Origin of the sequence: Pseudomonas sp. G11 (assembly GCF_029457515.1) — a bacterium.
Classification (GTDB): Bacteria; Pseudomonadota; Gammaproteobacteria; order Pseudomonadales; family Pseudomonadaceae; genus Aquipseudomonas; species Aquipseudomonas gorinensis.
Genome location: NZ_CP120377.1, coordinates 1,746,853 through 1,768,466, shown reverse-complemented (window position 1 = coordinate 1,768,466; position 21,614 = coordinate 1,746,853). Strand labels below are relative to the sequence as shown.

The window sequence follows — 21,614 nt, the reverse complement described above, 5'->3', positions numbered from 1 at the left end:
GCCATCAGCGCAGGCCCTCCAGCCAGCCATCGAGACTACTGAAGGCATCACTGAAGGTGCGATCGAGTTGCAACGGGGTAATCGAGACATAGCCTTGCATCACCGCATGAAAGTCCGTGCCGGGGCCGCCATCTTCGGCGTCGCCTGCGGCGGCGATCCAGTAACCCTCCTTGCCACGCGGGTCGACCACTTTCAACGGCGCCGCCGCGCGGGCGCGGTGACCCAGGCGCGTCAGCTGGATGCCGCGAATATGCTCGAGGGGCAGGTTGGGAATATTGACGTTGAGCACCGTACGCGGTGGCAAGTCCAGGGAGCCGTGGGCTTCCACCAGCTTGCGCGCGAAATAGGCCGCGGTCGGCAAATTGCTCAGTTGACGCGAGGCCAACGAGAACGCGAACGAGGTACGCCCGAGGAAGCGGCCTTCAAGGGCCGCCGCCACGGTACCGGAATACAGCACGTCGTCGCCCAGGTTCGCACCGAGGTTGATGCCCGACACAACCAGGTCCGGCTCTTGTTCCAACAGGCTGTTGATGGCCAGGTGCACGCAGTCGGTGGGGGTACCGTTCACGCTGATAAAGCCATTGGCCAGGATCTGCGGGTGCAGCGGACGATCGAGCGTCAGCGAACTGCTGGCGCCACTCTTGTCCTGGTCCGGGGCGACCACCACGCACTCGGCATAATCCACCAGCGCAGCATGAAGCGCGGCAAGACCGGGTGCGGTGGCACCGTCATCGTTTGATATCAGAATACGCATGGGCTGTCCGTCTGCCCCACCGGCACCAGATCAACAAGCTCGCGCACCAAGACAGTGGCGAAGCATCCGGCCGGCAGGACGAATTCCAATTGCAGAATGTCAGGCCCGGGATAATGCCACGTCAACCCGCCAATGGGCAGTCGCAGAATGCGACGTTCCTGGCTCATGCCGGCATTCACCAGCCAATCGCGCAGGTCGGGTTCACTGGCGGCGACGGCCTGTTCCAGTTCATGGGTTGCGCCGGTCGTCGGTGAGTCGCCCTCGCCCCACTGTGGCCCCGTCGGGTGCAGGTCGAGGATCGCCAGGCGCGGGTCGCTGCATTCAGCCTCCCCCGCCGGGAAAAAACTGCGGCTGTCGGTAAAGGCCAGCAAATCACCCACCTGGGCGCGTTGCCAGGAGCCATCCGCGACACGGGCAGCCAACACTTTGTTGAACAGGAAACTGCGCGCAGTGGACAGCAGGCGCGAACGCACATTGCGCTGCTCCGGCAAGGCCTTGCGGACCGCCCACTCACGCGCGTCCACCACATTGCCCCCATTGTGGCCAAACCGTTGCGCACCGAAATAGTTGGGAATGCCGTGCTGGGCGATCAGTTGCAAGCGAGCGTCGATAGCCGCGTGATCACCTGCCAACTGCGTCAGGCGCAGGGTAAAGCCGTTGGCCGAATGCGCACCGCGTTGCAGCTTGCGTTTATGGCGAGCGGTTTTCAGGATCTTGAGGGTGTCGTTTTCCGCCGCGCTCATATCCGGATCGGCCTTGCCCGGCAACTGCACGCTGAACCATTGGCGGGTGAGCGCCTGGCGATCCTTGAGCCCGGCGTAGCTGACGGTACGCAACGGGACGCCAGCGGCCTTGGCGATACGCCGTGCAGCTTCTTCAGTATTGAGGCCGCGTTTCTCCACCCACAACCACAGGTGTTCGCCCTCGCCGGTCAATGGGATATCCAGCACTTCGTCGACCTGGAAATCTTCGGCCGTCGCCTTCAGTACCGCGCGGCCCAAGGCCTCGCCGTAGGCCCGTGGGCCCAGCAGTTGCAGGTCATTCATGCGCGCAGCAACAAGGCGACGGAGTGCACCGCAATGCCCTCTTCACGACCGGTAAACCCGAGCTTCTCGGTGGTGGTGGCTTTCACGTTCACTTGATCCAGTTCAATGTGCAGATCCGCAGCAATCAGTGCGCGCATCGCTTCAATATGGGGGGCCATTTTTGGCGCCTGGGCGACGATGGTGTTATCGACGTTGCCGACCTTCCAGCCCTTGGCATGGATCAGTCCGACCACATGGCGCAACAGGACACGGCTGTCCGCGCCCTTGAACGTCGGGTCGGTGTCCGGAAAATGCTTGCCGATATCACCCAGTGCAGCCGCGCCGAGCAAAGCATCGCTCAAGGCATGCAGCACGACATCGCCGTCGGAATGAGCCAGCAACCCATGGTGATGTGCGATGCGCACGCCGCCCAGGGTGATGAAATCGCCTTCAGCGAAACGGTGCACATCATAGCCGTGGCCAATACGCATAAAAAAACGCCCCGATTTAATTCAGGGCGTGATTCTACCTACTTTTGCCTCACATTAACCGAGCAAAGCACGACCATGATGTCGCAAATGATCTTCGATGAAGCTGGCGATAAAGAAGTAGCTGTGGTCATAGCCAGGCTGCAGGCGTAGTTCGAGCGGGTGGCTGGCCGCTTTCGCCGCCTGCAGCAAGGCCTCAGGCTTGAGCTGCACCTCGAGGAAGTCGTCGCGGTCGCCCTGGTCAACCAGCAGAGGCAGCTTTTCCGAGGCTTCGCTGATCAGTGCGCAGGCATCCCATTCGCGCCACTTGGAGCGCTCTTCGCCCAGGTAGCGGGAAAAGGCTTTCTGACCCCACGGGCAATCCATTGGGTTGTTGATCGGCGAAAACGCCGACACCGAGAGGTACCGCCCAGGGTTGCGCAAGGCGCACACCAGCGCACCGTGGCCACCCATGGAGTGACCGCTGATCCCGCGCTTGCCCGAAGCCGGGAAATGCGCTTCAACCAATGCGGGCAATTCCTGCACCACGTAGTCATGCATCCGATAGTGCTTGGCCCAGGGTTCCTGGGTGGCATTCAGATAGAAGCCGGCGCCCAGGCCGAAATCCCAGGCGTTGTCCGGATCACCCGGCACCCCAGGGCCACGAGGGCTGGTGTCGGGCGCAACGATGATCAGCCCCAGCTCGGCCGCCATGCGCTGGGCGCCGGCTTTCTGCATGAAGTTCTCATCGGTGCAGGTCAATCCGGACAGCCAATACAGCACCGGCAGCTTGCCGCCCTGCTCCGCCTGTGGCGGCAGGTAGACGGCGAAGGTCATGTCGCAACCGAGCACGTCGGAGTGATGCTTATAGCGTTTATGCCAGCCACCGAAGCTTTTCTGGCACGACAGGTTTTCCAGACTCATGGCCGACCTCAGAAGTGGATGACGGTACGAATACTCTTGCCTTCATGCATCAGGTCAAACGCTTTGTTGATGTCTTCCAGGCCCATGGTATGGGTGATGAACGTGTCCAGCGGGATCTCGCCGGTCTGCGCCATTTCCACGTAGCTTGGCAATTCCGTCCGGCCGCGCACGCCACCGAAGGCCGAACCGCGCCAGACGCGCCCGGTCACCAGTTGGAATGGACGCGTGGAAATTTCCTGGCCGGCGCCGGCCACGCCGATGATCACCGACTCGCCCCAGCCTTTGTGGCAGCACTCAAGGGCGGCACGCATCAGCTGTACGTTGCCGATGCACTCAAAGGAAAAGTCCACGCCACCGTCCGTCAAATCGACAATCACGTCCTGGATCGGGCGGTCGTAGTCTTTCGGGTTGATGCAGTCGGTGGCGCCCAATTGCTTGGCGATTTCGAATTTGGCGGGGTTGATGTCGATGGCAATGATGCGACCGGCCTTGGCCTTTACCGCACCAATCACCGCTGACAGGCCAATACCGCCCAGGCCGAAAATGGCCACGGTGTCGCCCGGCTTGACCTTGGCGGTGTTGATCACCGCGCCAATGCCGGTGGTGACGCCGCAACCGAGCAGGCAAACTTTTTCCAGTGGTGCTTCTTTAGGAATCTTGGCCACGGAAATTTCCGGCAGCACGGTGTACTCCGAGAAGGTCGAGGTGCCCATGTAGTGGAAAATCGGCTGGCCCTTGTAGGAAAAACGCGTGGTGCCATCGGGCATCAGGCCCTTGCCCTGGGTCGAACGGATGGCCTGGCACAGGTTGGTCTTGCCCGAGAGGCAGAATTTGCATTTGCCGCATTCCGGGGTGTACAGCGGGATCACGTGATCGCCGACCGCGACCGAGGTCACGCCCTCGCCGATGGCTTCAACCACCGCGCCACCTTCGTGCCCCAGGATCGACGGGAAAATGCCTTCAGGGTCAGCCCCCGACAGGGTGTAGGCATCGGTATGGCAAACGCCGGACGCGACCACGCGCAACAGCACTTCGCCGGCCTTGGGCATGGCGACATCCACTTCAACGATCTCAAGGGGTTTCTTGGCTTCGAAGGCCACGGCGGCACGGGACTTGATCATCCGGGTTTCTCCTGGGAGTTAAAAACTTAGACGGTGAGTGTAAAACATGCTCCGCTGATTAATAATCCAAGCGAAAGCAAAACTTTATTGCTGTACAGGGACAATCACCATGCTGGAGAACCGCTGGGAAGGCATCGATGAGTTCGTCGCCGTCGCTGAATGCAGCCAATTCACTGCGGCAGCCGAGCGACTGGGGGTGTCCTCGTCCCATATCAGCCGGCAAGTGGCGCGCCTGGAAGAACGCCTGCAAACGCGGCTGCTGTATCGCAGCACGCGCAAGGTCACCCTGACCGAAGCCGGCCAGACCTTCCTGCAACATTGCCAGCGCTTGCAGGACGGTCGCGAAGAAGCCCTGCGCGCGGTCGGCGACCTGGGTAGCGAACCCAAGGGCATGCTGCGCATGACGTGCGCCGTGGCCTATGGCGAACGCTTTATCGTGCCGCTGGTGACACGGTTCATGGCGCTCTATCCGCAACTGCGGGTGGATATCGAATTGAGCAATCGGCAACTGGACCTGGTGCACGAAGGCCTTGACCTGGCGATCCGCCTGGGACGCCTGCAAGACTCACGCATGGTCGCCAGCCGGCTGGCCCCGAGGCGTATGTACCTGTGCGCGTCGCCGTCTTACCTAGCGCGGTATGGTCGGCCACATAGCCTGTCGGAATTGAGTCGGCATAACTGCCTGATTGGCAGCTCGGATATCTGGCAACTGGCCCAGGATGGGCGGGAATTTTCCCAACGCGTGCAGGGCAACTGGCGCTGCAACAGTGGCCAGGCAGTGCTGGATGCGGCGCTGCAAGGGGCGGGGCTGTGCCAACTGCCGGATTATTACGTGCTGGAGCATCTGCACAGCGGCGCGCTGGTGTCGTTGCTGGAGGCGCATCAACCGCCGAATACGGCGGTGTGGGCGCTGTATCCACAGCAGCGGCATTTGTCGCCGAAGGTCAGGAAGCTGGTGGATTTCTTGAAGGAGGGGCTGGCCGAGCGGCCGGAGTACAGCGTAGAGGCTTAGCAAAACCCTGTAGGAGCGAGCTTGCTCGCGAAAATCCTGAGAGCGCCGCGTTAATCCAGGCATCCTGCGTTATCGTTGACGTTTTTCGCGAGCAAGCTCGCTCCTACAGTGAACGATTCACCCACCGCAACCGCAGCCACTCCAGGTCTTCCGGCCGGGTCACCTTGATATTGTCCGAGCGCCCTTCGATCAGGCGCGGCGCCTGGCCGGACCATTCCATGGCCGAGGCTTCGTCGGTGATCAGCGCATCGGCGACCAGGCTGTCAGCCAACGCACGGTGCAAGGCCCCCAGGCGGAACATCTGTGGCGTATAGGCTTGCCAGATCAGGCTGCGGTCGACGGTTTCCACCACACGGCCATGCTTATCCACGCGCTTGAGGGTGTCGCGGGCTGGCACGGCGAGTAAGCCACCCACCGGATCGTCCGCGAGCTCGCCCAGCAGTTTGTCGAGATCATCACGGCTCAGGTTGGGCCGCGCGGCATCGTGCACCAGTACCCAATCGTCATCGCTGGCACCCAGGGCATTGAGGTGCAGCAGTGCATTGAGTACCGAACCCGAGCGCTCAGAGCCACCGTCCGCGCGATGAATACGCGGGTCGGCGGCACACGCCAGGTTGGGCCAATAAGGGTCATCAACAGCAAGACTGACCACCAGGCCCTTGAGCGATGGGTGGTCGAGGAAACAGCCAAGGCTGTGTTCGAGAATAGTGCGCCCGCCCAATTGCAGATATTGCTTGGGACGGTCCGCGGCCATACGGGCACCGACGCCCGCGGCAGGAATGACGGCCCAGAAGGCCGGCAAGCGGTTGTTCATTGGGCCAGCTGGTAGAGGGTTTCGCCCTCCTTGACCATGCCCAATTCATGACGAGCCCGCTCTTCAACGGTCTCCGTGCCTTTTTTCAGCTCAAGCACTTCGGCATCGAGCACGCGATTACGCTCCAGCAGGCGTTCATTTTCGGCGTGCTGGTCGGCAATTTGCTGGGTCAGGTCTTTTACCTGCGCAAAGCTGCCATTACCCACCCATAGGCGGTACTGCAGGCCAGCCAGCAACAAGAGCAAGACGAGGAACAACCAATTGGGACTGCGCATCGAATATCGGGTATCCAGTGAAAAAAGACCGCCATGCAAAACTTTTACAGCAACTGATAGCACGAAGCCTGGAAGAACCAGGCTTGTGCTTGATAGCCACCAGATTAGCGTTGAAATTCACACTGTCGTGATCTTTCCGACGCAACCCGACGACTTTTTACCATTTACTGATCAGCCGCGAAACTCACCGCGACCGTTGTACTTGGCTTTACCTGCCAGTTGCTCTTCGATACGCAGCAATTGGTTGTACTTGGACACGCGGTCGGAACGGCACAGGGAACCGGTCTTGATCTGGCCCGCCGAGGTGCCCACGGCCAGGTCGGCAATGGTCGAGTCTTCGGTTTCGCCGGAGCGGTGGGAGATCACGGCGGTGTAGCCCGCAGCCTTGGCCATCTGGATGGCTTCCAGGGTTTCGGTCAGGGTGCCGATCTGGTTGAACTTGATCAGGATCGAGTTGGCGATCTTCTTGTCGATGCCTTCTTTCAGGATCTTGGTGTTGGTCACGAACAGGTCGTCGCCCACCAGCTGGATTTTCTCGCCGATCTTGTCGGTGAGGATTTTCCAGCCATCCCAGTCGGACTCGTCCAGGCCGTCTTCGATCGAGATGATCGGGTAGCGCTGGGTCAGGCCCTTCAGGTATTCAGCGAAACCTTCGGAGTTGAACACCTGGCCTTCGCCGGACAGGTTGTACTTGCCGTCTTCATAGAACTCGCTGGCCGCGCAGTCCAGGGCCAGGGTCACGTCGGTGCCCAGCTTGTAGCCTGCGTTGGCCACGGCTTCGGAGATCACTTTGAGTGCATCTTCGTTGGACGCCAGGTTCGGTGCGAAACCACCTTCGTCACCCACCGCCGTGCTCAGGCCACGGGCCTTCAGTACAGCCTTGAGGTGATGGAAAATCTCGGTGCCCATGCGCAGGCCTTCGGAGAAGGTCTTGGCGCCAACCGGCTGCACCATGAATTCCTGGATATCAACGTTGTTATCCGCGTGCTCGCCGCCGTTGATGATGTTCATCATCGGCACCGGCATGGAGTACACGCCTGGAGTACCGTTGAGGTTGGCGATGTGGGCGTACAACGGCAGGTCCTGGTCCTGGGCGGCGGCCTTGGCAGCGGCCAGGGACACGGCGAGGATGGCGTTGGCGCCCAGGCTGCCTTTGTTTTCAGTGCCGTCGAGCTTGATCATCGCGTGGTCCAGGGCTTTCTGGTCCAGCGGGTCCTTGCCCAGCAACAGGTCACGGATCGGGCCGTTGATGTTGGCTACCGCTTTCAGTACACCTTTGCCCAGGTAACGGCTCTTGTCGCCATCACGTAGTTCCAGCGCTTCGCGCGAACCGGTGGAAGCACCGGACGGCGCGCAGGCGCTGCCGATGATGCCGTTATCGAGAAGCACGTCGGCTTCGACGGTGGGGTTGCCACGGGAGTCGAGAACTTCACGACCTTTGATGTCGACGATTTTTGCCATTGTTGTAAACACTCCAAAGTTGACGAAAACGCTCTATACCGCTCGATTTAACTTGTCGCGCACATTGCAATACTTGGAACAAACTTGCCAGTAATAGTGCCCTATCGGGCCTCATCGCGAGCAAGCTCGGCTCCTACACGGAGAAATGGCGCTTACGCGGTCTCTACCGTCGGAAAACTCTTGACCAGTTCGTCCAACTGCTTGAGTTGGGCCAGGAATGGCTCCAGCTTGTCCAGGCGCAGGGCGCAGGGGCCGTCGCACTTGGCGTTGTCCGGGTCCGGGTGGGCTTCCAGGAACAGCCCGGCCAGGGACTGGCTGATGCCCGCCTTGGCCAGGTCCAATACCTGGGCACGACGCCCACCCGCGGAATCGGCGCGGCCACCTGGCATTTGCAGCGCATGGGTCACGTCGAAGAACACCGGGTATTCAAACTGTTTCATGATGCCGAAACCGAGCATGTCCACCACGAGGTTGTTGTAGCCGAAGCTCGAACCGCGCTCACAGAGGATCAACTGGTCGTTACCCGCTTCCACGCACTTGTTCAGGATGTGTTTCATCTCCTGAGGCGCGAGGAACTGGGCTTTCTTGATATTGATCACCGCGCCGGTCCTGGCCATGGCGACCACGAGGTCGGTCTGGCGCGACAGGAAGGCCGGCAACTGGATGATGTCACACACCTCGGCGACCACGGCAGCCTGTTCAGGCTCGTGGACGTCGGTGATGATCGGCACGCCGAAGGCTTGCTTGATGTCCTGGAAGATCCGCATGCCTTCTTCAAGGCCCGGGCCCCGATAGGAGGTCACGGACGAGCGGTTGGCCTTGTCGAAGCTGGCCTTGAACACGTAAGGGATACCCAGTTTCTGGGTCACCTTTACGTACTCTTCACAGACCTGCATCGCCATGTCGCGGCTTTCCAGCACGTTCATGCCGCCGAACAGCACCATGGGCTTGTCGTTGGCAATCTCGATATCGCCAACGCGAATGATCTTCTGGGCCATCAGGTTTACGCCTTCTTCTGATGTTGCGTCAGTGCTGCTTTGACGAAACCGCTGAACAACGGGTGACCGTCGCGCGGTGTCGAGGTGAACTCAGGGTGGAACTGGCAGGCCACGAACCACGGATGATCCGGCGCCTCGACCACTTCAACCAGCTTGCCATCACCCGAGCGACCGGAGATTTTCAGGCCGGCGGCTTTGATCTGCGGCAGCAGGTTGTTGTTCACTTCGTAGCGATGACGGTGACGCTCGACGATCACATCCTTGCCGTAGCAGTCGTGAACCAACGAACCCGCTTCCAGCAGGCAGTCCTGTGCGCCAAGGCGCATGGTGCCGCCCAGGTCGGAGGTTTCGGTACGGGTTTCAACGGCGCCGGTGGCGTCTTCCCACTCGGTGATCAGACCCACGACCGGGTGGCCGCTGGAGTGATCGAACTCAGTGGAGTTGGCGTCCTTCCAGCCCAGCACGTTACGGGCGAACTCGATAACGGCCACCTGCATGCCCAGGCAGATCCCCAGGTACGGCACCTTGTTCTCACGGGCGTACTGCACGGCGGTGATCTTGCCTTCCACGCCACGCAGGCCGAAACCACCGGGAACGAGGATCGCATCAACGCCTTCGAGCAGCGCGGTGCCTTGGTTCTCGATGTCTTCAGAATCGATATAGCGCAGGTTGACCTTGGTACGGTTGCTGATGCCGGCGTGGCTCATCGCCTCGATCAGCGACTTGTAAGCGTCCAGCAGCTCCATGTACTTGCCGACCATGGCGATGGTGACTTCGTGCTCAGGGTTGAGCTTGGCGTCGACCACGGCTTCCCACTCGGACAGGTCAGCACCGCTGCATTGCAGGCCGAAACGTTCGACCACAAAATCGTCCAGGCCCTGGGAATGCAGGATGCCTGGGATCTTGTAGATGGTGTCGGCGTCTTCCAGGGCAATCACCGCACGTTCTTCAACGTTGGTGAACTGCGCGATCTTGCGACGCGAGGAGATATCGATCGGGTGATCGGAGCGGCACACAAGCACGTCCGGCTGCAAGCCGATGGAACGCAGTTCCTTGACCGAGTGCTGGGTTGGCTTGGTTTTGGTCTCGCCCGCGGTGGCGATGTACGGCACCAGGGTCAGGTGCATCAGCATCGCGCGCTTGGCGCCGACCTCGAAACGCAACTGGCGGATGGCTTCGAGGAACGGTTGGGATTCGATGTCACCCACGGTGCCACCGATCTCGACCATCGCCACGTCGGCATCGCCCGCACCCTTGATGATACGGCGCTTGATTTCGTCGGTGATGTGCGGGATCACCTGGATGGTTGCACCCAGGTAGTCACCACGACGCTCCTTGCGCAGCACGTGTTCGTAGACACGGCCGGTGGTGAAGTTGTTGTTCTGGGTCATGGTCGTGCGGATGAACCGCTCGTAGTGGCCCAGGTCCAGGTCGGTCTCGGCGCCGTCGTGGGTGACGAACACTTCACCGTGCTGGAACGGGCTCATGGTGCCCGGGTCAACGTTGATGTATGGGTCCAGCTTGAGCATGGTGACCTTAAGTCCCCGCGCCTCCAGGATGGCCGCCAATGAAGCGGAGGCAATGCCTTTCCCCAATGAAGAAACAACACCGCCCGTGACGAATATGTAGCGCGTCATGAAAAACCCTAGAAGTCTGCGTTAAAGCGGTCCGAGCCGCCGGGGAAAGCGAAGGAAGGCCGAAGCCCCCGATCACCTGCATTAATCACAGTGCACCTTTCAAAAAAACCGCCGCGTGGTGACAGACCAGCAATGAAACACCGGTACGTTGATCGCTACACATTTTTTGGAATCGCCCAGCAAAGACTGCTTGGTAATCGGCAACTGCTGCGATTCAGGCGAATCCACAGAAGTTGTATCAAGAAGGGAGCGTAGTCTACCGGAAAGGCTCTATCAGCTCAAACCTTGATCGCAGGTCTGTGGCATCCAGTGCAATTGCCAGCTATCACTCGGTACTGGCCAGAGCCCCGCGAGGCTGGGCACACCCAGCAATTGCTCGCCCTGGTACAGCAGCGGCAATCTGCCACGGACAAAGCCTGGCAGCCCGCTTTCGTTAAGCAGACGCTTCAAGTCACGCCGGCCACGCCCCGGCACCTCAAGCATTTCACCGCCGCGGCGATAACGGACCTCCAGAGGACCGTCGGGAGCCTTGCCGATAAATTCCAGCCGCCCATTGCCGGGTAACACCAGCGGGTTTTGCGGCAGCGACCAGCTCACCGATGCGTCGGAAAAATCCGACCAAGTGGAGGGCAGCCACCAAATGCGCTCGCCGCAACGGTGTAATTCACCGTCGGCCAGGCGCCAAAGGGGCTGAGCGTCGGCCTTGGCATCTCGCAGAGAGAACCAACTTGCCCAGTGGTCGCTGTCTGGCAAGCGCGTCAGCGGTGTCAGCCAGTGGCGCAGGGCATTGCGCTGGCGGGCATCGGAAAGTTCGCGCAGTGGGCCGAGGTCCAATGACGGCAAAACCAGCCAAGGAAACGCTGAAGGCTGATCGGCGGCTCGCAGATCCATGCAGGCCAACTCGCCCAGCAACGCCTGGGCTTCACTGAGGTGTTCGGCCGTGCGGGCCAGATTGGAGACGGCTTGAGGCCAACGTTCGGTCAGCGTTGGGATCACGCGGCGACGCAGGTAATTACGAGAGAAGCGTGGGTCGGCGTTGGAAGGATCGTCAATCCACTTGAGCTGATGATCACTGGCATAGGCTTCCAACTCGGCGCGCGAGACATCCAACAATGGCCGCACCAGATAACCACCTGCCAACGGGCGATGCGCAGGCATTGCGGCAAGCCCTCGCACCCCCGCGCCGCGCAGTAGGCGAAACAGCAGCGTTTCGGCTTGATCATCGCGATGTTGGCCGGTGAGTACCACCTCCCCCACCCCAGTCACCTCGGTAAACGCCTGGTAACGCGCCTCACGGGCGGCACGCTCAAGGCTGGCGCCGGACTGCACCTGCACGCGCATGACCCGCAAGGGTACGCCCAGGCTGTCGCACACCGACTGGCAATGAATTGGCCAGGCGTCGGCGACAGCCTGCAGGCCATGGTGGACATGGATAGCGTTGAGGGGCGGCAATGTTTCGGATTTTGCCAGGGTGGCCAAAAGGTGCAGCAGGACAGTGGAATCAAGGCCACCGGAGAATGCGATATGCCAGGCCGGAGCGTTGCGCCAGGGCGCCAGGGTTTGCAAGAGTCTGGCGGGCAGAGCCGGTTTCATAACAGGTTACCGCCTCTGATCTGGAATACGTTCGCCAAGCATACACAAAGCAAATGTGGGAGAGGGCTTGCCCCCCGATAGCGGTGAGTCAGTCACTGGCTACATTGACTGACACTCTGCAATCGGGGGCAAGCCCCCTCCCACATGTTGGTATTGCGGCGGTCTTAGAGACCGTAGCTCATCAAACGCTCGTAACGACGGGCCAGCAGCGCTTCGTTATCCAGCTTCTTGAGCATCGCCAGTTGCGAGCCCAGCTCGGCGCGGATGGTCGCGGCAGCGGCAACTGGGTCACGGTGAGCACCGCCCAATGGCTCGGCGATCACTTTGTCGACAATCCCCAGGCCCTTGAGGCGATCAGCGGTAATGCCCATCGCTTCAGCGGCGTCCGGCGCTTTCTCGGCGGTTTTCCACAGGATCGACGCGCAACCTTCTGGCGAGATCACCGCGTAGGTCGAATATTGCAGCATGTTCAGCTGATCGCAGACACCAATGGCCAGCGCACCGCCGGAACCGCCTTCACCAATCACAGTGGCAATGATCGGGGTTTTCAGGCGGGCCATGACCCGCAGGTTCCAGGCAATCGCTTCACTCTGGTTGCGCTCTTCAGCGTCAATACCCGGGTAGGCACCCGGGGTGTCGATGAAGGTCAGGATCGGCATCTTGAAGCGTTCAGCCATCTCCATCAGGCGGCAGGCCTTGCGGTAGCCCTCCGGACGCGGCATACCGAAGTTGCGACGTACTTTCTCGCGCACTTCACGGCCTTTCTGGTGACCGATCACCATCACCGGCTGGCCGTCCAGGCGGGCGATACCGCCCACGATGGCCGCGTCGTCGGAGAAGTGGCGGTCGCCATGCAGCTCGTCGAATTCGGTAAAGATGTGCTGAATGTAGTCCAGGGTGTAGGGACGGCGCGGGTGGCGGGCCAGGCGCGCGATCTGCCAGCTGGTCAGCTTGCCGAAGATGTCTTCGGTGAGCGTGCTGCTCTTGTCTTGCAGGCGAGCGATCTCATCGCCGATATTCAGCGAATTGTCATTGCCGACCAGGCGCAGTTCTTCGATCTTGGCTTGCAGGTCAGCGATCGGCTGTTCGAAATCAAGAAAATTCGGGTTCATAAGCGTCCGTCTTGGGTCGACGGCCAAGGGGTGCCTGGCCAGCCGGTTATCTATTCGCGCCCTACCTTAAGGGAGAGGCGCGTCTAGGTCGAGATTAAATGTTTCGTCAATCAGGCTCATTGCCAGCAACTGGCTATCTACCGAGCCATCAACGGTATTGGAGGAAGACGTTGTCTCGCCCAAACTGGTCACGCAAAGCTTGAATCAAGCCATCGGCGGGATCAATTCGCCAGGTCTCGCCGAACTGCAACATCGCCTTCGCGTCGTTACCGGTGTACTCCATGGTCACCGGGCACGCGCCACGGTGACGTTTTAGCAGGTCACCCAACCAGCGTAGCTGATCGCCCTTGAGAGCCTCGGTTTTCACCTTCAGGCGCAGGCTTTCGGCCAGGTTGGTGCGCGCATCCTCCATGCTCATCACCCGCTTGATCCGCAGGCGCAGGCCACCGGAGAAGTCATCGTTGCTGACCTCCCCTTCCACCACCACCATGGCGTCGGTCTGCAACAGCGACTGGGCGGAGTGGAAGGCATCGGCAAACAGCGATGCTTCGATCCGGCCCGAGCGGTCGTCGAGGGTGATAAAGCCCATCTTGTCGCCCTTTTTATTTTTCATCACGCGCAGCGCGATGATCATGCCGGCGACGGTCTGGGTGTCGCGCGCCGGTTTCAGGTCGATGATGCGCTGACGGGCGAAACGACGGATTTCACCTTCGTATTCGTCAATCGGGTGACCGGTCAAGTACAGGCCCAGGGTGTCTTTTTCACCCTTGAGGCGCTCCTTGAGGGTCAGCTCCTTGGCCTTGCGATGGTTGGCATAGACATCCGCGTCTTCTTCGACGAACAGCCCGCCAAACAGGTCGGCGTGGCCGCTGTCGTGGGTACGGGCGGTCTGCTCGGCGGCCTTGATCGCTTCTTCCATGGCGGTCAACAGCACCGCGCGGTTACGGTCGATATTGGCCTGGTAGGCCTTCGGCTCATCATGGAAGTACGGGCCAAGACGGTCGAGTGCGCCGCTGCGGATCAAGCCATCGAGGGTACGTTTATTGATGCGCTTGAGGTCGACCCGGGCACAGAAGTCGAACAGGTCCTTGAACGGGCCGTCTTGGCGCGCTTCGGTAATGGCTTCCACCGGGCCTTCGCCGACGCCCTTGATCGCGCCCAGGCCATAGATGATACGGCCCTCGTCGTTGACCGTGAACTTGAACTCCGAGGCGTTCACGTCCGGCGCGTCGAGACGCAGCTTCATGGTGCGCACTTCCTCGATCAAGGTCACGACCTTGTCGGTGTTGTGCATATCCGCCGAGAGTACCGCCGCCATGAAGGGCGCCGGGTAGTGGGCTTTCAGCCAGGCGGTCTGGTATGAGACCAGGCCGTAGGCGGCGGAGTGGGATTTGTTAAAACCGTAACCGGCGAATTTTTCCACCAGGTCGAAGATGTTACCGGCCAGGTCCGCGTCGATATTGTTGGTGGCGCAACCTTCAATGAAACCACCGCGCTGCTTGGCCATTTCCTCGGGTTTTTTCTTACCCATGGCGCGACGCAGCATGTCCGCACCACCCAGGGTGTAGCCAGCCATCACCTGGGCGATCTGCATCACCTGTTCCTGATACAGGATGATGCCGTACGTCGGCGCCAATACCGGCTTGAGGCCTTCGTACTGGTAGTCGGAGTGCGGGTAGGCCAGTTCGGCGCGACCGTGCTTACGGTTGATGAAGTCGTCCACCATGCCCGATTGCAGCGGGCCCGGACGGAACAGGGCGACCAGTGCGATCAAGTCTTCCAGGCAGTCGGGCTTGAGCTTTTTGATCAGCTCCTTCATGCCACGGGATTCCAGCTGGAATACCGCCGTGGTTTCGGCTTTTTGCAGCAGTGAATAGGTCGGTTTGTCGTCCAGCGGGATAAACGCGATATCCAGCGGTTCTTCACCGACCTTGGCACGGTCACGGTTGATGGTCTTGAGCGCCCAGTCGATGATCGTCAGGGTTCGCAGGCCGAGGAAGTCGAACTTCACCAGGCCGGCAGCCTCGACGTCGTCCTTGTCGAACTGGGTGACCAGGCCGCCGCCTTCTTCATCGCAATAGATCGGCGAAAAGTCGGTCAGCTTGGTCGGTGCGATCACCACACCACCGGCGTGCTTACCGACGTTACGGACGACGCCTTCGAGCTTGCGCGCCATTTCCCAGATTTCGGCAGCCTCTTCATCGACCTTGATGAAGTCGCGCAGGATTTCTTCCTGTTCGTAGGCTTTTTCCAGGGTCATGCCGACTTCGAACGGGATCATCTTGGACAGGCGATCCGCCAGGCCGTAGGACTTGCCCTGTACCCGCGCAACGTCGCGGATTACCGCCTTGGCGGCCATCGAACCGAAGGTGATGATCTGGCTGACCGCGTTGCGGCCGTATTTTTCGGCCACGTACTCGATCACACGGTCGCGACCGTCCATGCAGAAGTCGACGTCGAAGTCGGGCATGGAGACCCGTTCCGGGTTGAGGAACCGCTCGAACAGCAGGTCATACTCCAACGGATCGAGGTCGGTGATCTTCTGCACATAGGCCACCAGCGAGCCGGCACCTGACCCCCGGCCCGGACCTACCGGCACGCCGTTGTTCTTGGCCCACTGGATAAAGTCCATCACGATCAGGAAGTAACCGGGGAACCCCATCTGGATGATGATATCCAGCTCGAAATTCAGGCGGTCGACGTAGACCTGGCGCTTGGCTTCGTAATCTTCGGTGGTGTCCTTGGGCAACAGGACCGAGAGCCGCTCCTCAAGCCCATCGAACGAGACTTTGCGGAAGTATTCGTCGATGGTCATGCCATCGGGAATCGGGAAGTTGGGCAGGAAGTGCTTGCCCAGCTTCACCTCGATATTGCAGCGCTTGGCAATCTCGACGGAGTTTTCCAGGGCCTCGGGCAGGTCGCTGAACAGCTCGGCCATTTCCTCGGCGCTCTTGAGGTACTGCTCTTCGCTGTAGTTCTTCGAGCGACGCGGGTCATCCAGGGCCCGGCCTTCACCGATGCACACACGGGTTTCGTGGGCTTCGAAATCTTCCTTCTTGATAAAGCGCACATCGTTGGTCGCCACCAACGGTGCACCCAACTTGTCGGCCAGCGCCACGGCGGCGTGCAGATGCTCTTCATCGTTGGGACGGTTGGTACGCTGGACTTCCAGGTAGAAACGGTCGGGGAAGACAGCCATCCACTCGCGGGCCAACACTTCAGCTTCCTGCGGGTTGCCGCCAAGCAGCGCGATACCGATTTCGCCCTCTTTGGCCGCCGAGAGCATGATCAAGCCCTCGCTGGCTTCGGCTACCCACTCACGCTCGATGATGATCGAGCCGTTGCGCTGACCGTCGATAAAGCCGCGGGAGATCAATTCGGTGAGGTTGCGATAACCCACGCCATTCATCGCCAACAGGCTGATGCGGCTCAGGGGGTTATCCGGGTCTTTGTTGGACAGCCACAGGTCGGCGCCGCAGATCGGCTTGATACCAGCGCCCATGGCGTTCTTGTAGAACTTGACCAGGGAGCACATGTTGTTCTGATCGGTAACCGCCACCGCGGGCATATTCATGCCCACCAGGGTTTTGACCAAGGGTTTGATCCGTACCAGGCCGTCGACCAGGGAGTATTCAGTGTGCAGGCGCAGGTGAACGAATGAAGCCGGCATAGTGATCCTGTCCAGAAACTTAGAAACAACAAGGCCCGGGATTGTACCGGGCCTGGGCAAAAACATCAGCCTCGCGACTAAACCTCGCTGGGGCTCTCGCGCAGCTCGTAGGCCTGGCGCACCGGGGCGAACGAGCGCCGGTGGATCGGGGTGGGACCGAGGCGAGCCAGGGCTTCCAGATGAACGGGGGTCGGGTAGCCTTTATGACCACCGATGCCATAACCGGGGTAGATCAATTCGAACGCGGCCATTTCACGGTCGCGGCTGACCTTGGCCAGGATCGAAGCTGCGGCAATCGCCGGCACCTTGCTATCCCCCTTGACCACCGCTTCGGCAGGCATCGCCAGTTTCGGGCAGCGGTTGCCGTCGATCATCGCCAGTTTGGGCGTGATATGCAGGCCCTCGACAGCGCGCTGCATGGCCAGCATGGTGGCGTGGAGGATATTCAGTTCGTCGATCTCTTCGACTTCGGCCCGGGCAATATGCCAGCTCAAGGCTTTTTCACAGATCTCGTCGTAGAGTTTTTCACGGCGCGCTTCGGTGAGCTTTTTCGAATCGTTGAGACCCAGGATCGGGCGACTCGGATCAAGGATCACCGCCGCGGTGACCACCGCGCCACACAGCGGGCCACGCCCGACTTCATCAACGCCAGCCACCAGCGCATGGGCTTCGGCAACCAGACTGAAATCCAGGCCCATTTGCGTGCTCATAAGGCTTCCTGTTGTTGGCCAATCAAGGTCAGCACGGCATCAGCCGCCTGGTTCGAAGCATCACGGCGCAGGGTGCGGTGGATGTCATCGAAACCACGGGTCTGCTCTTCGCCGCCGTCGATCAAGGGTAGTAGCGTTTGTGCCAACGCCTCGGGCGTTGCATCGTCCTGCAACAACTCCGGCACCAACAGGCGCTGGGCCAGGAGGTTGGGCAAGGAGATATAGGGGCTCTTGACCATGCGCTTGAGAATCCAATAGGTCAGCGGCGCCAGGCGATAGGCCACGACCATCGGGCGCTTGTAGAGCAAGGCTTCCAGGGTCGCGGTGCCCGAGGCAATCAGCACCGCGTCACACGCCGCAAGGGCCAGGTGCGACTGGCCGTCAAGCAGCGTCAGCGGCAGGTTGCGCCCCTCCAGCAGTGTTTCGATCTGCGCACGACGTTGCGGGCTGGCACACGGCAATACGAAGCGTATGCCAGGCTTCAGCGCCTGAAGGCGCTCGGCCGCATCGAAAAACACACTGGCCAGGCGACCGACTTCGCCACCGCGACTGCCGGGCATCAATGCAACGAGCGGACCGTCGGCCAAGCCCAGTTCGGCACGCGCTGCGGCGCGATCTGCCTGCAGGGGGATGGTATCGGCCAACGTGTGGCCAACAAACCGTACCGGCACGCCCTTCTCTTCGTAGAACCTGGCTTCGAACGGTAGCAAGGTCAACATCAGGTCGCAGCCTTCACGGATCTTCAGTACACGTTTCTGCCGCCACGCCCACACCGACGGACTGACGTAATGCACGGTCTTGATCCCGGCCTGACGCAGCTTGAGTTCGATATTGAGGGTGAAGTCCGGTGCATCGATACCGACAAAGACGTCAGGCTTTTCTTCGATCAGCGTCTGAATCAACAGCTTGCGTCGAGCCAGCAGCTCGCGCAGACGGCCCAGCACTTCCACCAGCCCCATGACCGACAGGCGCTCCATGGGGAAGTATGACGTGAGCCCTTCGGCCTGCATCAGCGGGCCTCCCACACCGATGAACTCCACCGCCGGATGCCGGGCCTTCAACGCCCGCATAAGGCCCGCACCCAGGATGTCGCCGGAAGCTTCTCCGGCGACCAACGCAATACGCAGATTGGCCATGATCAGCGGGTAATGCCGCGAGTCGACGCCTGGATCGAGTCACGGAACACCGCGACTTCCGGGAATAACGCAGCCGGCTCGGTCAGTTCATTCAAGGCCTGTTCGACCGTCAACCCCTGGCGGTAAACCACCTTGTAGGCGCGACGCAGGGCGTGGATCGCCTCCTCGCTGAAACCACGACGGCGCATGCCTTCGAAGTTCATGCTGCGGGCTTCGGCCGGGTTGCCGAAGACCGTGACGAATGCCGGGACGTCCTTGCCGATGGCAGTGCCCATGCCGGAAAAGCTGTGGGCGCCGATATGGCAGTACTGATGCACCAGGGTGAAGCCGGACAGGATCGCCCAGTCATCAACATGCACATGGCCCGCCAACGCAGTGTTGTTGACCAGGATGCAGTGGTTGCCGATAACGCTGTCATGGCCGATGTGGGCATAGGCCATGACCAGGTTGTGATCACCCAGCGTGGTTTCGGCACGATCCTGCACGGTGCCACGGTGAATGGTCACGCCTTCACGGATGATGTTGTGATCACCGATTACCAGGCGCGTCTCTTCACCTTTGTACTTCATGTCCGGGGTGTCTTCGCCTACCGAGGAGAACTGGTAGATGCGATTGTGTTTGCCAATGCGGGTCGGACCTTTGAGGATCACGTGCGGCCCGATGACAGTCCCCTCGCCGATTTCCACACCTGCGCCGATGATCGACCAGGGGCCGACCTCAACGTCGGCGGCCAGAACGGCCGACGGATCGATGATTGCGCGAGGGTCAATCAAACTCATAGTTTGCGTTCCGCACAGATGATCTCTGCGGAGCACACCGGCTTGCCATCCACCGAGGCCTGGCATTCGAACTTCCAGATCTGGCGCTTGCAGCTGATGAACTTGGCTTCCAGGATCAGCTGGTCACCCGGGGTGACGGGGTTGCGGAAACGCAACTTGTCGGAGCCCACGAAATAGTAAAGCGTGCCGTCGGCAGGCTTGAGGTCGAGCATTTTAAAACCAAGGATACCGGCAGCCTGGGCCATTGCTTCGATGATCAACACGCCGGGCATGATCGGATGCGCGGGAAAGTGACCATTGAAGAATGGTTCGTTGATGCTGACATTCTTGTAGGCACGAATGCGCTTTTCCTCAATGTTCAGGTCCACTACACGGTCCACCAGCAGGAACGGGTAACGGTGAGGCAGGTATTCGCGAATCTCGTTGATGTCCATCATTTCGGGGGGAAGCCTGTAATAAAGATTGGGGGCGAGCGAACTAAACGCACGCCCCGCTAGCAAATCAAGGAGGCAGTCTAGCGGCTGTGCACACTTGATATGGAAATGGTATCAGCCTTCTGATGAAGCATTACCGCCAGGGGGCACGTCCCCAACACGCTTTTCCAGCTGCTTGAGGCGTCGAGCCATGTCGTCGAGCTGCCTCAAACGTGCTGCACTCTTGCGCCATTCAGCCGCAGGCTGCATGGCAGTACCGGAAGAATAGGCACCGGGCTCGGTAATCGAGTGGGTGACCATGGTCATGCCGGTGATGAAGACGTTGTCGCAAATATCGATATGCCCTACCAGCCCTACACCGCCAGCGAGCATGCAATGCTTGCCGATCTTGGTGCTGCCGGAAATCCCCACGCAGGCTGCCATGGCGGTGTGATCGCCAATCTGCACGTTGTGGGCAATCTGGATCTGGTTGTCGAGCTTCACGCCGTTACCGATCACGGTATCGGCCAGGGCCCCGCGATCGACAGCCGTGTTGACGCCGATTTCCACGTCATCGCCAATCAATACACCGCCAACCTGGGCAATCTTGTGCCAGACACCTTTGGCGTTGGCAAAACCAAAACCTTCGCCACCGATCACGGCGCCCGACTGGATCACTACGCGCTGCCCGATACGCACATCGTGGTACAGGGTAACGCGCGGAGCCAACCAGCCATCGGCGCCGATTTCGCAGCGTGCACCGATAAAGCAGTGTGCGCCGACCGTCACACCGGCAGCGATGCGTGCACCACTCTCGATCACTGCAAACGCGCCAATACTGGCGGCAGGGTCGACTTGGGCATCATCGGCGATCACCGCCGACGGATGGATACCGCCAGCGGCCTTGGGCTTCGGATCAAACAGATGCGATGCTTTCGCGTACGACAGGTATGGGTCGGCTACTACCAGCGCATCCCCGGCATAACCCTCGGCGTCAGCGGCCTTCAGCAACACGGCTGCGGCCTGGCAGTCGACCAGGTATTTACGGTATTGGGGATTTGCGAGGAAGCTCAACTGAGCTGGGCCAGCCTCCTGCAAGGTGGCTAGCCCAGTGATTTCTTTCTCCGGGGAGCCACGCAAGGTAGCTCCCAGGAACTCGGCCAACTCGCCGAGCTTGATAGTCGCGGTCATGGCTTACTTCAGCTGATTCATGCGCTCGATCACCTGGCGGGTGATGTCGTATTGAGGCTTGACGTCAATCACGGCGCCACGCTCGAACACCAGGTCAAAGGCACCTTTCTTGATGACTTCTTCCACAGCGCTGTCGAGCTTGGGCTTGAGCTGCTTGAGCATTTCGCGGTCGGCAACAGCCTTGGCTTCGTTCAGCTCCTTGGACTGGAACTGGTAGTCACGGGCCTTTTGCTTGAATTCAAGCTCCAGACGCTCGCGCTCGCCTTGCTGCATTTTGTCACCGCCGGCTACCAGACGATCCTGGATGCCCTTGGCGCTGCTTTCCAGCGTTTTCAGCTTGGTCAGTTGCGGACCGAATTTTTTCTCTGCATCCACTGCGTACTTCTTGGCCGCATCGGATTCCAGGAGGGCCATCTGATAGTTCAGGACGGCAATTTTCATTTCGGCGAAGGCCGGGGTGGCTACCAGCACAGTTGCCAGCAGAACCAATTGAGTCAACTTACGCACGATGTACTCCTACAG

Annotated in this window: 20 protein-coding genes; 1 reads left to right on the top strand and 19 read right to left on the bottom strand. The window is 60.3% G+C overall.

Translation table 11 applies throughout. From position 1 onward, the window contains the following. Window positions 1-4: 4 nt before the first annotated feature. Genes surE through P2T68_RS07985 form a run of 5 tightly spaced genes read right to left on the bottom strand, consistent with a single transcriptional unit; the run spans window position 5 to window position 4,291 of the window. Window positions 5-754, bottom strand: a complete 750-nt coding sequence (gene surE / locus P2T68_RS08005) for a 5'/3'-nucleotidase SurE (RefSeq protein ID WP_024073847.1) — start codon at window positions 752-754, stop codon at window positions 5-7. Continuing rightward, window positions 742-1,800 carry a tRNA pseudouridine(13) synthase TruD gene (gene truD / locus P2T68_RS08000; protein WP_069075387.1) on the bottom strand — a complete coding sequence of 353 codons (1,059 nt, stop codon included), beginning with the start codon at window positions 1,798-1,800 and terminating at the stop codon, window positions 742-744. Before truD ends, surE begins: the two co-directional genes overlap by 13 nt. Next, window positions 1,797-2,270 (bottom strand): 2-C-methyl-D-erythritol 2,4-cyclodiphosphate synthase, encoded by a 474-nt coding sequence (ispF, locus tag P2T68_RS07995; protein WP_024073845.1) that lies wholly within the window; start codon window positions 2,268-2,270, stop codon window positions 1,797-1,799. The genes truD and ispF overlap by 4 nt, the downstream gene beginning before the upstream one ends. A gap of 54 nt (window positions 2,271-2,324) precedes the next feature. Then, window positions 2,325-3,170, bottom strand: a complete 846-nt coding sequence (fghA, locus tag P2T68_RS07990; protein ID WP_069075388.1) for an S-formylglutathione hydrolase — start codon at window positions 3,168-3,170, stop codon at window positions 2,325-2,327. 8 nt (window positions 3,171-3,178) lie between these two features. Next, complete coding sequence (locus P2T68_RS07985; RefSeq protein WP_017137160.1) at window positions 3,179-4,291, bottom strand: S-(hydroxymethyl)glutathione dehydrogenase/class III alcohol dehydrogenase; 1,113 nt, start codon at window positions 4,289-4,291, stop codon at window positions 3,179-3,181. A 109-nt stretch (window positions 4,292-4,400) separates the two neighbouring features. On the opposite strand from P2T68_RS07985, the gene P2T68_RS07980 reads away from it, so the two are divergent. Then, window positions 4,401-5,303 carry a LysR substrate-binding domain-containing protein gene (locus P2T68_RS07980; protein WP_069075389.1) on the top strand — a complete coding sequence of 301 codons (903 nt, stop codon included), beginning with the start codon at window positions 4,401-4,403 and terminating at the stop codon, window positions 5,301-5,303. 103 nt (window positions 5,304-5,406) lie between these two features. Here the strand turns inward: P2T68_RS07980 and ispD are convergent, their stop codons facing one another. From ispD to P2T68_RS07910, 14 genes are all read right to left on the bottom strand, one after another. After that, the gene (gene ispD, locus P2T68_RS07975; RefSeq protein ID WP_024073842.1) at window positions 5,407-6,117 is read right to left on the bottom strand and encodes a 2-C-methyl-D-erythritol 4-phosphate cytidylyltransferase; all 711 of its coding nucleotides are present in this window, start codon (window positions 6,115-6,117) and stop codon (window positions 5,407-5,409) included. Continuing rightward, a complete protein-coding gene (gene ftsB, locus P2T68_RS07970; RefSeq protein ID WP_003172294.1) occupies window positions 6,114-6,392 on the bottom strand; it encodes a cell division protein FtsB in 279 nt (92 codons plus the stop codon). The genes ispD and ftsB overlap by 4 nt, the downstream gene beginning before the upstream one ends. 171 nt (window positions 6,393-6,563) lie before the next feature. Next, window positions 6,564-7,853, bottom strand: coding sequence for a phosphopyruvate hydratase (gene eno / locus P2T68_RS07965; RefSeq protein ID WP_024073841.1), 1,290 nt, complete (start codon window positions 7,851-7,853; stop codon window positions 6,564-6,566). Window positions 7,854-8,005: 152 nt separating this feature from the next. Continuing rightward, window positions 8,006-8,851, bottom strand: a complete 846-nt coding sequence (kdsA, locus tag P2T68_RS07960; RefSeq protein WP_024073840.1) for a 3-deoxy-8-phosphooctulonate synthase — start codon at window positions 8,849-8,851, stop codon at window positions 8,006-8,008. A 5-nt stretch (window positions 8,852-8,856) separates the two neighbouring features. Further along, window positions 8,857-10,488 carry a CTP synthase gene (locus P2T68_RS07955; RefSeq protein WP_024073839.1) on the bottom strand — a complete coding sequence of 544 codons (1,632 nt, stop codon included), beginning with the start codon at window positions 10,486-10,488 and terminating at the stop codon, window positions 8,857-8,859. A gap of 273 nt (window positions 10,489-10,761) precedes the next feature. Next, on the bottom strand, window positions 10,762-12,081 hold the full coding sequence (tilS, locus tag P2T68_RS07950) for a tRNA lysidine(34) synthetase TilS (RefSeq protein WP_277379221.1): 1,320 nt from the start codon (window positions 12,079-12,081) through the stop codon (window positions 10,762-10,764). A gap of 164 nt (window positions 12,082-12,245) precedes the next feature. Continuing rightward, complete coding sequence (gene accA, locus P2T68_RS07945; protein ID WP_024073837.1) at window positions 12,246-13,193, bottom strand: acetyl-CoA carboxylase carboxyl transferase subunit alpha; 948 nt, start codon at window positions 13,191-13,193, stop codon at window positions 12,246-12,248. Between the two features lie 148 nt (window positions 13,194-13,341). After that, entirely contained in the window at window positions 13,342-16,863 is a 3,522-nt protein-coding gene (gene dnaE / locus P2T68_RS07940) for a DNA polymerase III subunit alpha (protein WP_069075391.1), read from the bottom strand. Between the two features lie 77 nt (window positions 16,864-16,940). Beyond that, window positions 16,941-17,573 (bottom strand): ribonuclease HII, encoded by a 633-nt coding sequence (rnhB, locus tag P2T68_RS07935; RefSeq protein WP_024073835.1) that lies wholly within the window; start codon window positions 17,571-17,573, stop codon window positions 16,941-16,943. Continuing rightward, the gene (gene lpxB / locus P2T68_RS07930; protein WP_277379220.1) at window positions 17,570-18,709 is read right to left on the bottom strand and encodes a lipid-A-disaccharide synthase; all 1,140 of its coding nucleotides are present in this window, start codon (window positions 18,707-18,709) and stop codon (window positions 17,570-17,572) included. The genes rnhB and lpxB overlap by 4 nt, the downstream gene beginning before the upstream one ends. Before the next feature lie 2 nt (window positions 18,710-18,711). Next, window positions 18,712-19,488, bottom strand: a complete 777-nt coding sequence (gene lpxA / locus P2T68_RS07925; RefSeq protein WP_024073833.1) for an acyl-ACP--UDP-N-acetylglucosamine O-acyltransferase — start codon at window positions 19,486-19,488, stop codon at window positions 18,712-18,714. Further along, window positions 19,485-19,925, bottom strand: coding sequence for a 3-hydroxyacyl-ACP dehydratase FabZ (fabZ, locus tag P2T68_RS07920; RefSeq protein ID WP_016976866.1), 441 nt, complete (start codon window positions 19,923-19,925; stop codon window positions 19,485-19,487). The genes lpxA and fabZ overlap by 4 nt, the downstream gene beginning before the upstream one ends. A gap of 111 nt (window positions 19,926-20,036) precedes the next feature. Continuing rightward, complete coding sequence (lpxD, locus tag P2T68_RS07915; RefSeq protein ID WP_277379219.1) at window positions 20,037-21,092, bottom strand: UDP-3-O-(3-hydroxymyristoyl)glucosamine N-acyltransferase; 1,056 nt, start codon at window positions 21,090-21,092, stop codon at window positions 20,037-20,039. 3 nt (window positions 21,093-21,095) lie between these two features. Then, on the bottom strand, window positions 21,096-21,599 hold the full coding sequence (locus P2T68_RS07910; RefSeq protein ID WP_003219314.1) for an OmpH family outer membrane protein: 504 nt from the start codon (window positions 21,597-21,599) through the stop codon (window positions 21,096-21,098). Between the last annotated feature and the right edge of the window lie 15 nt (window positions 21,600-21,614).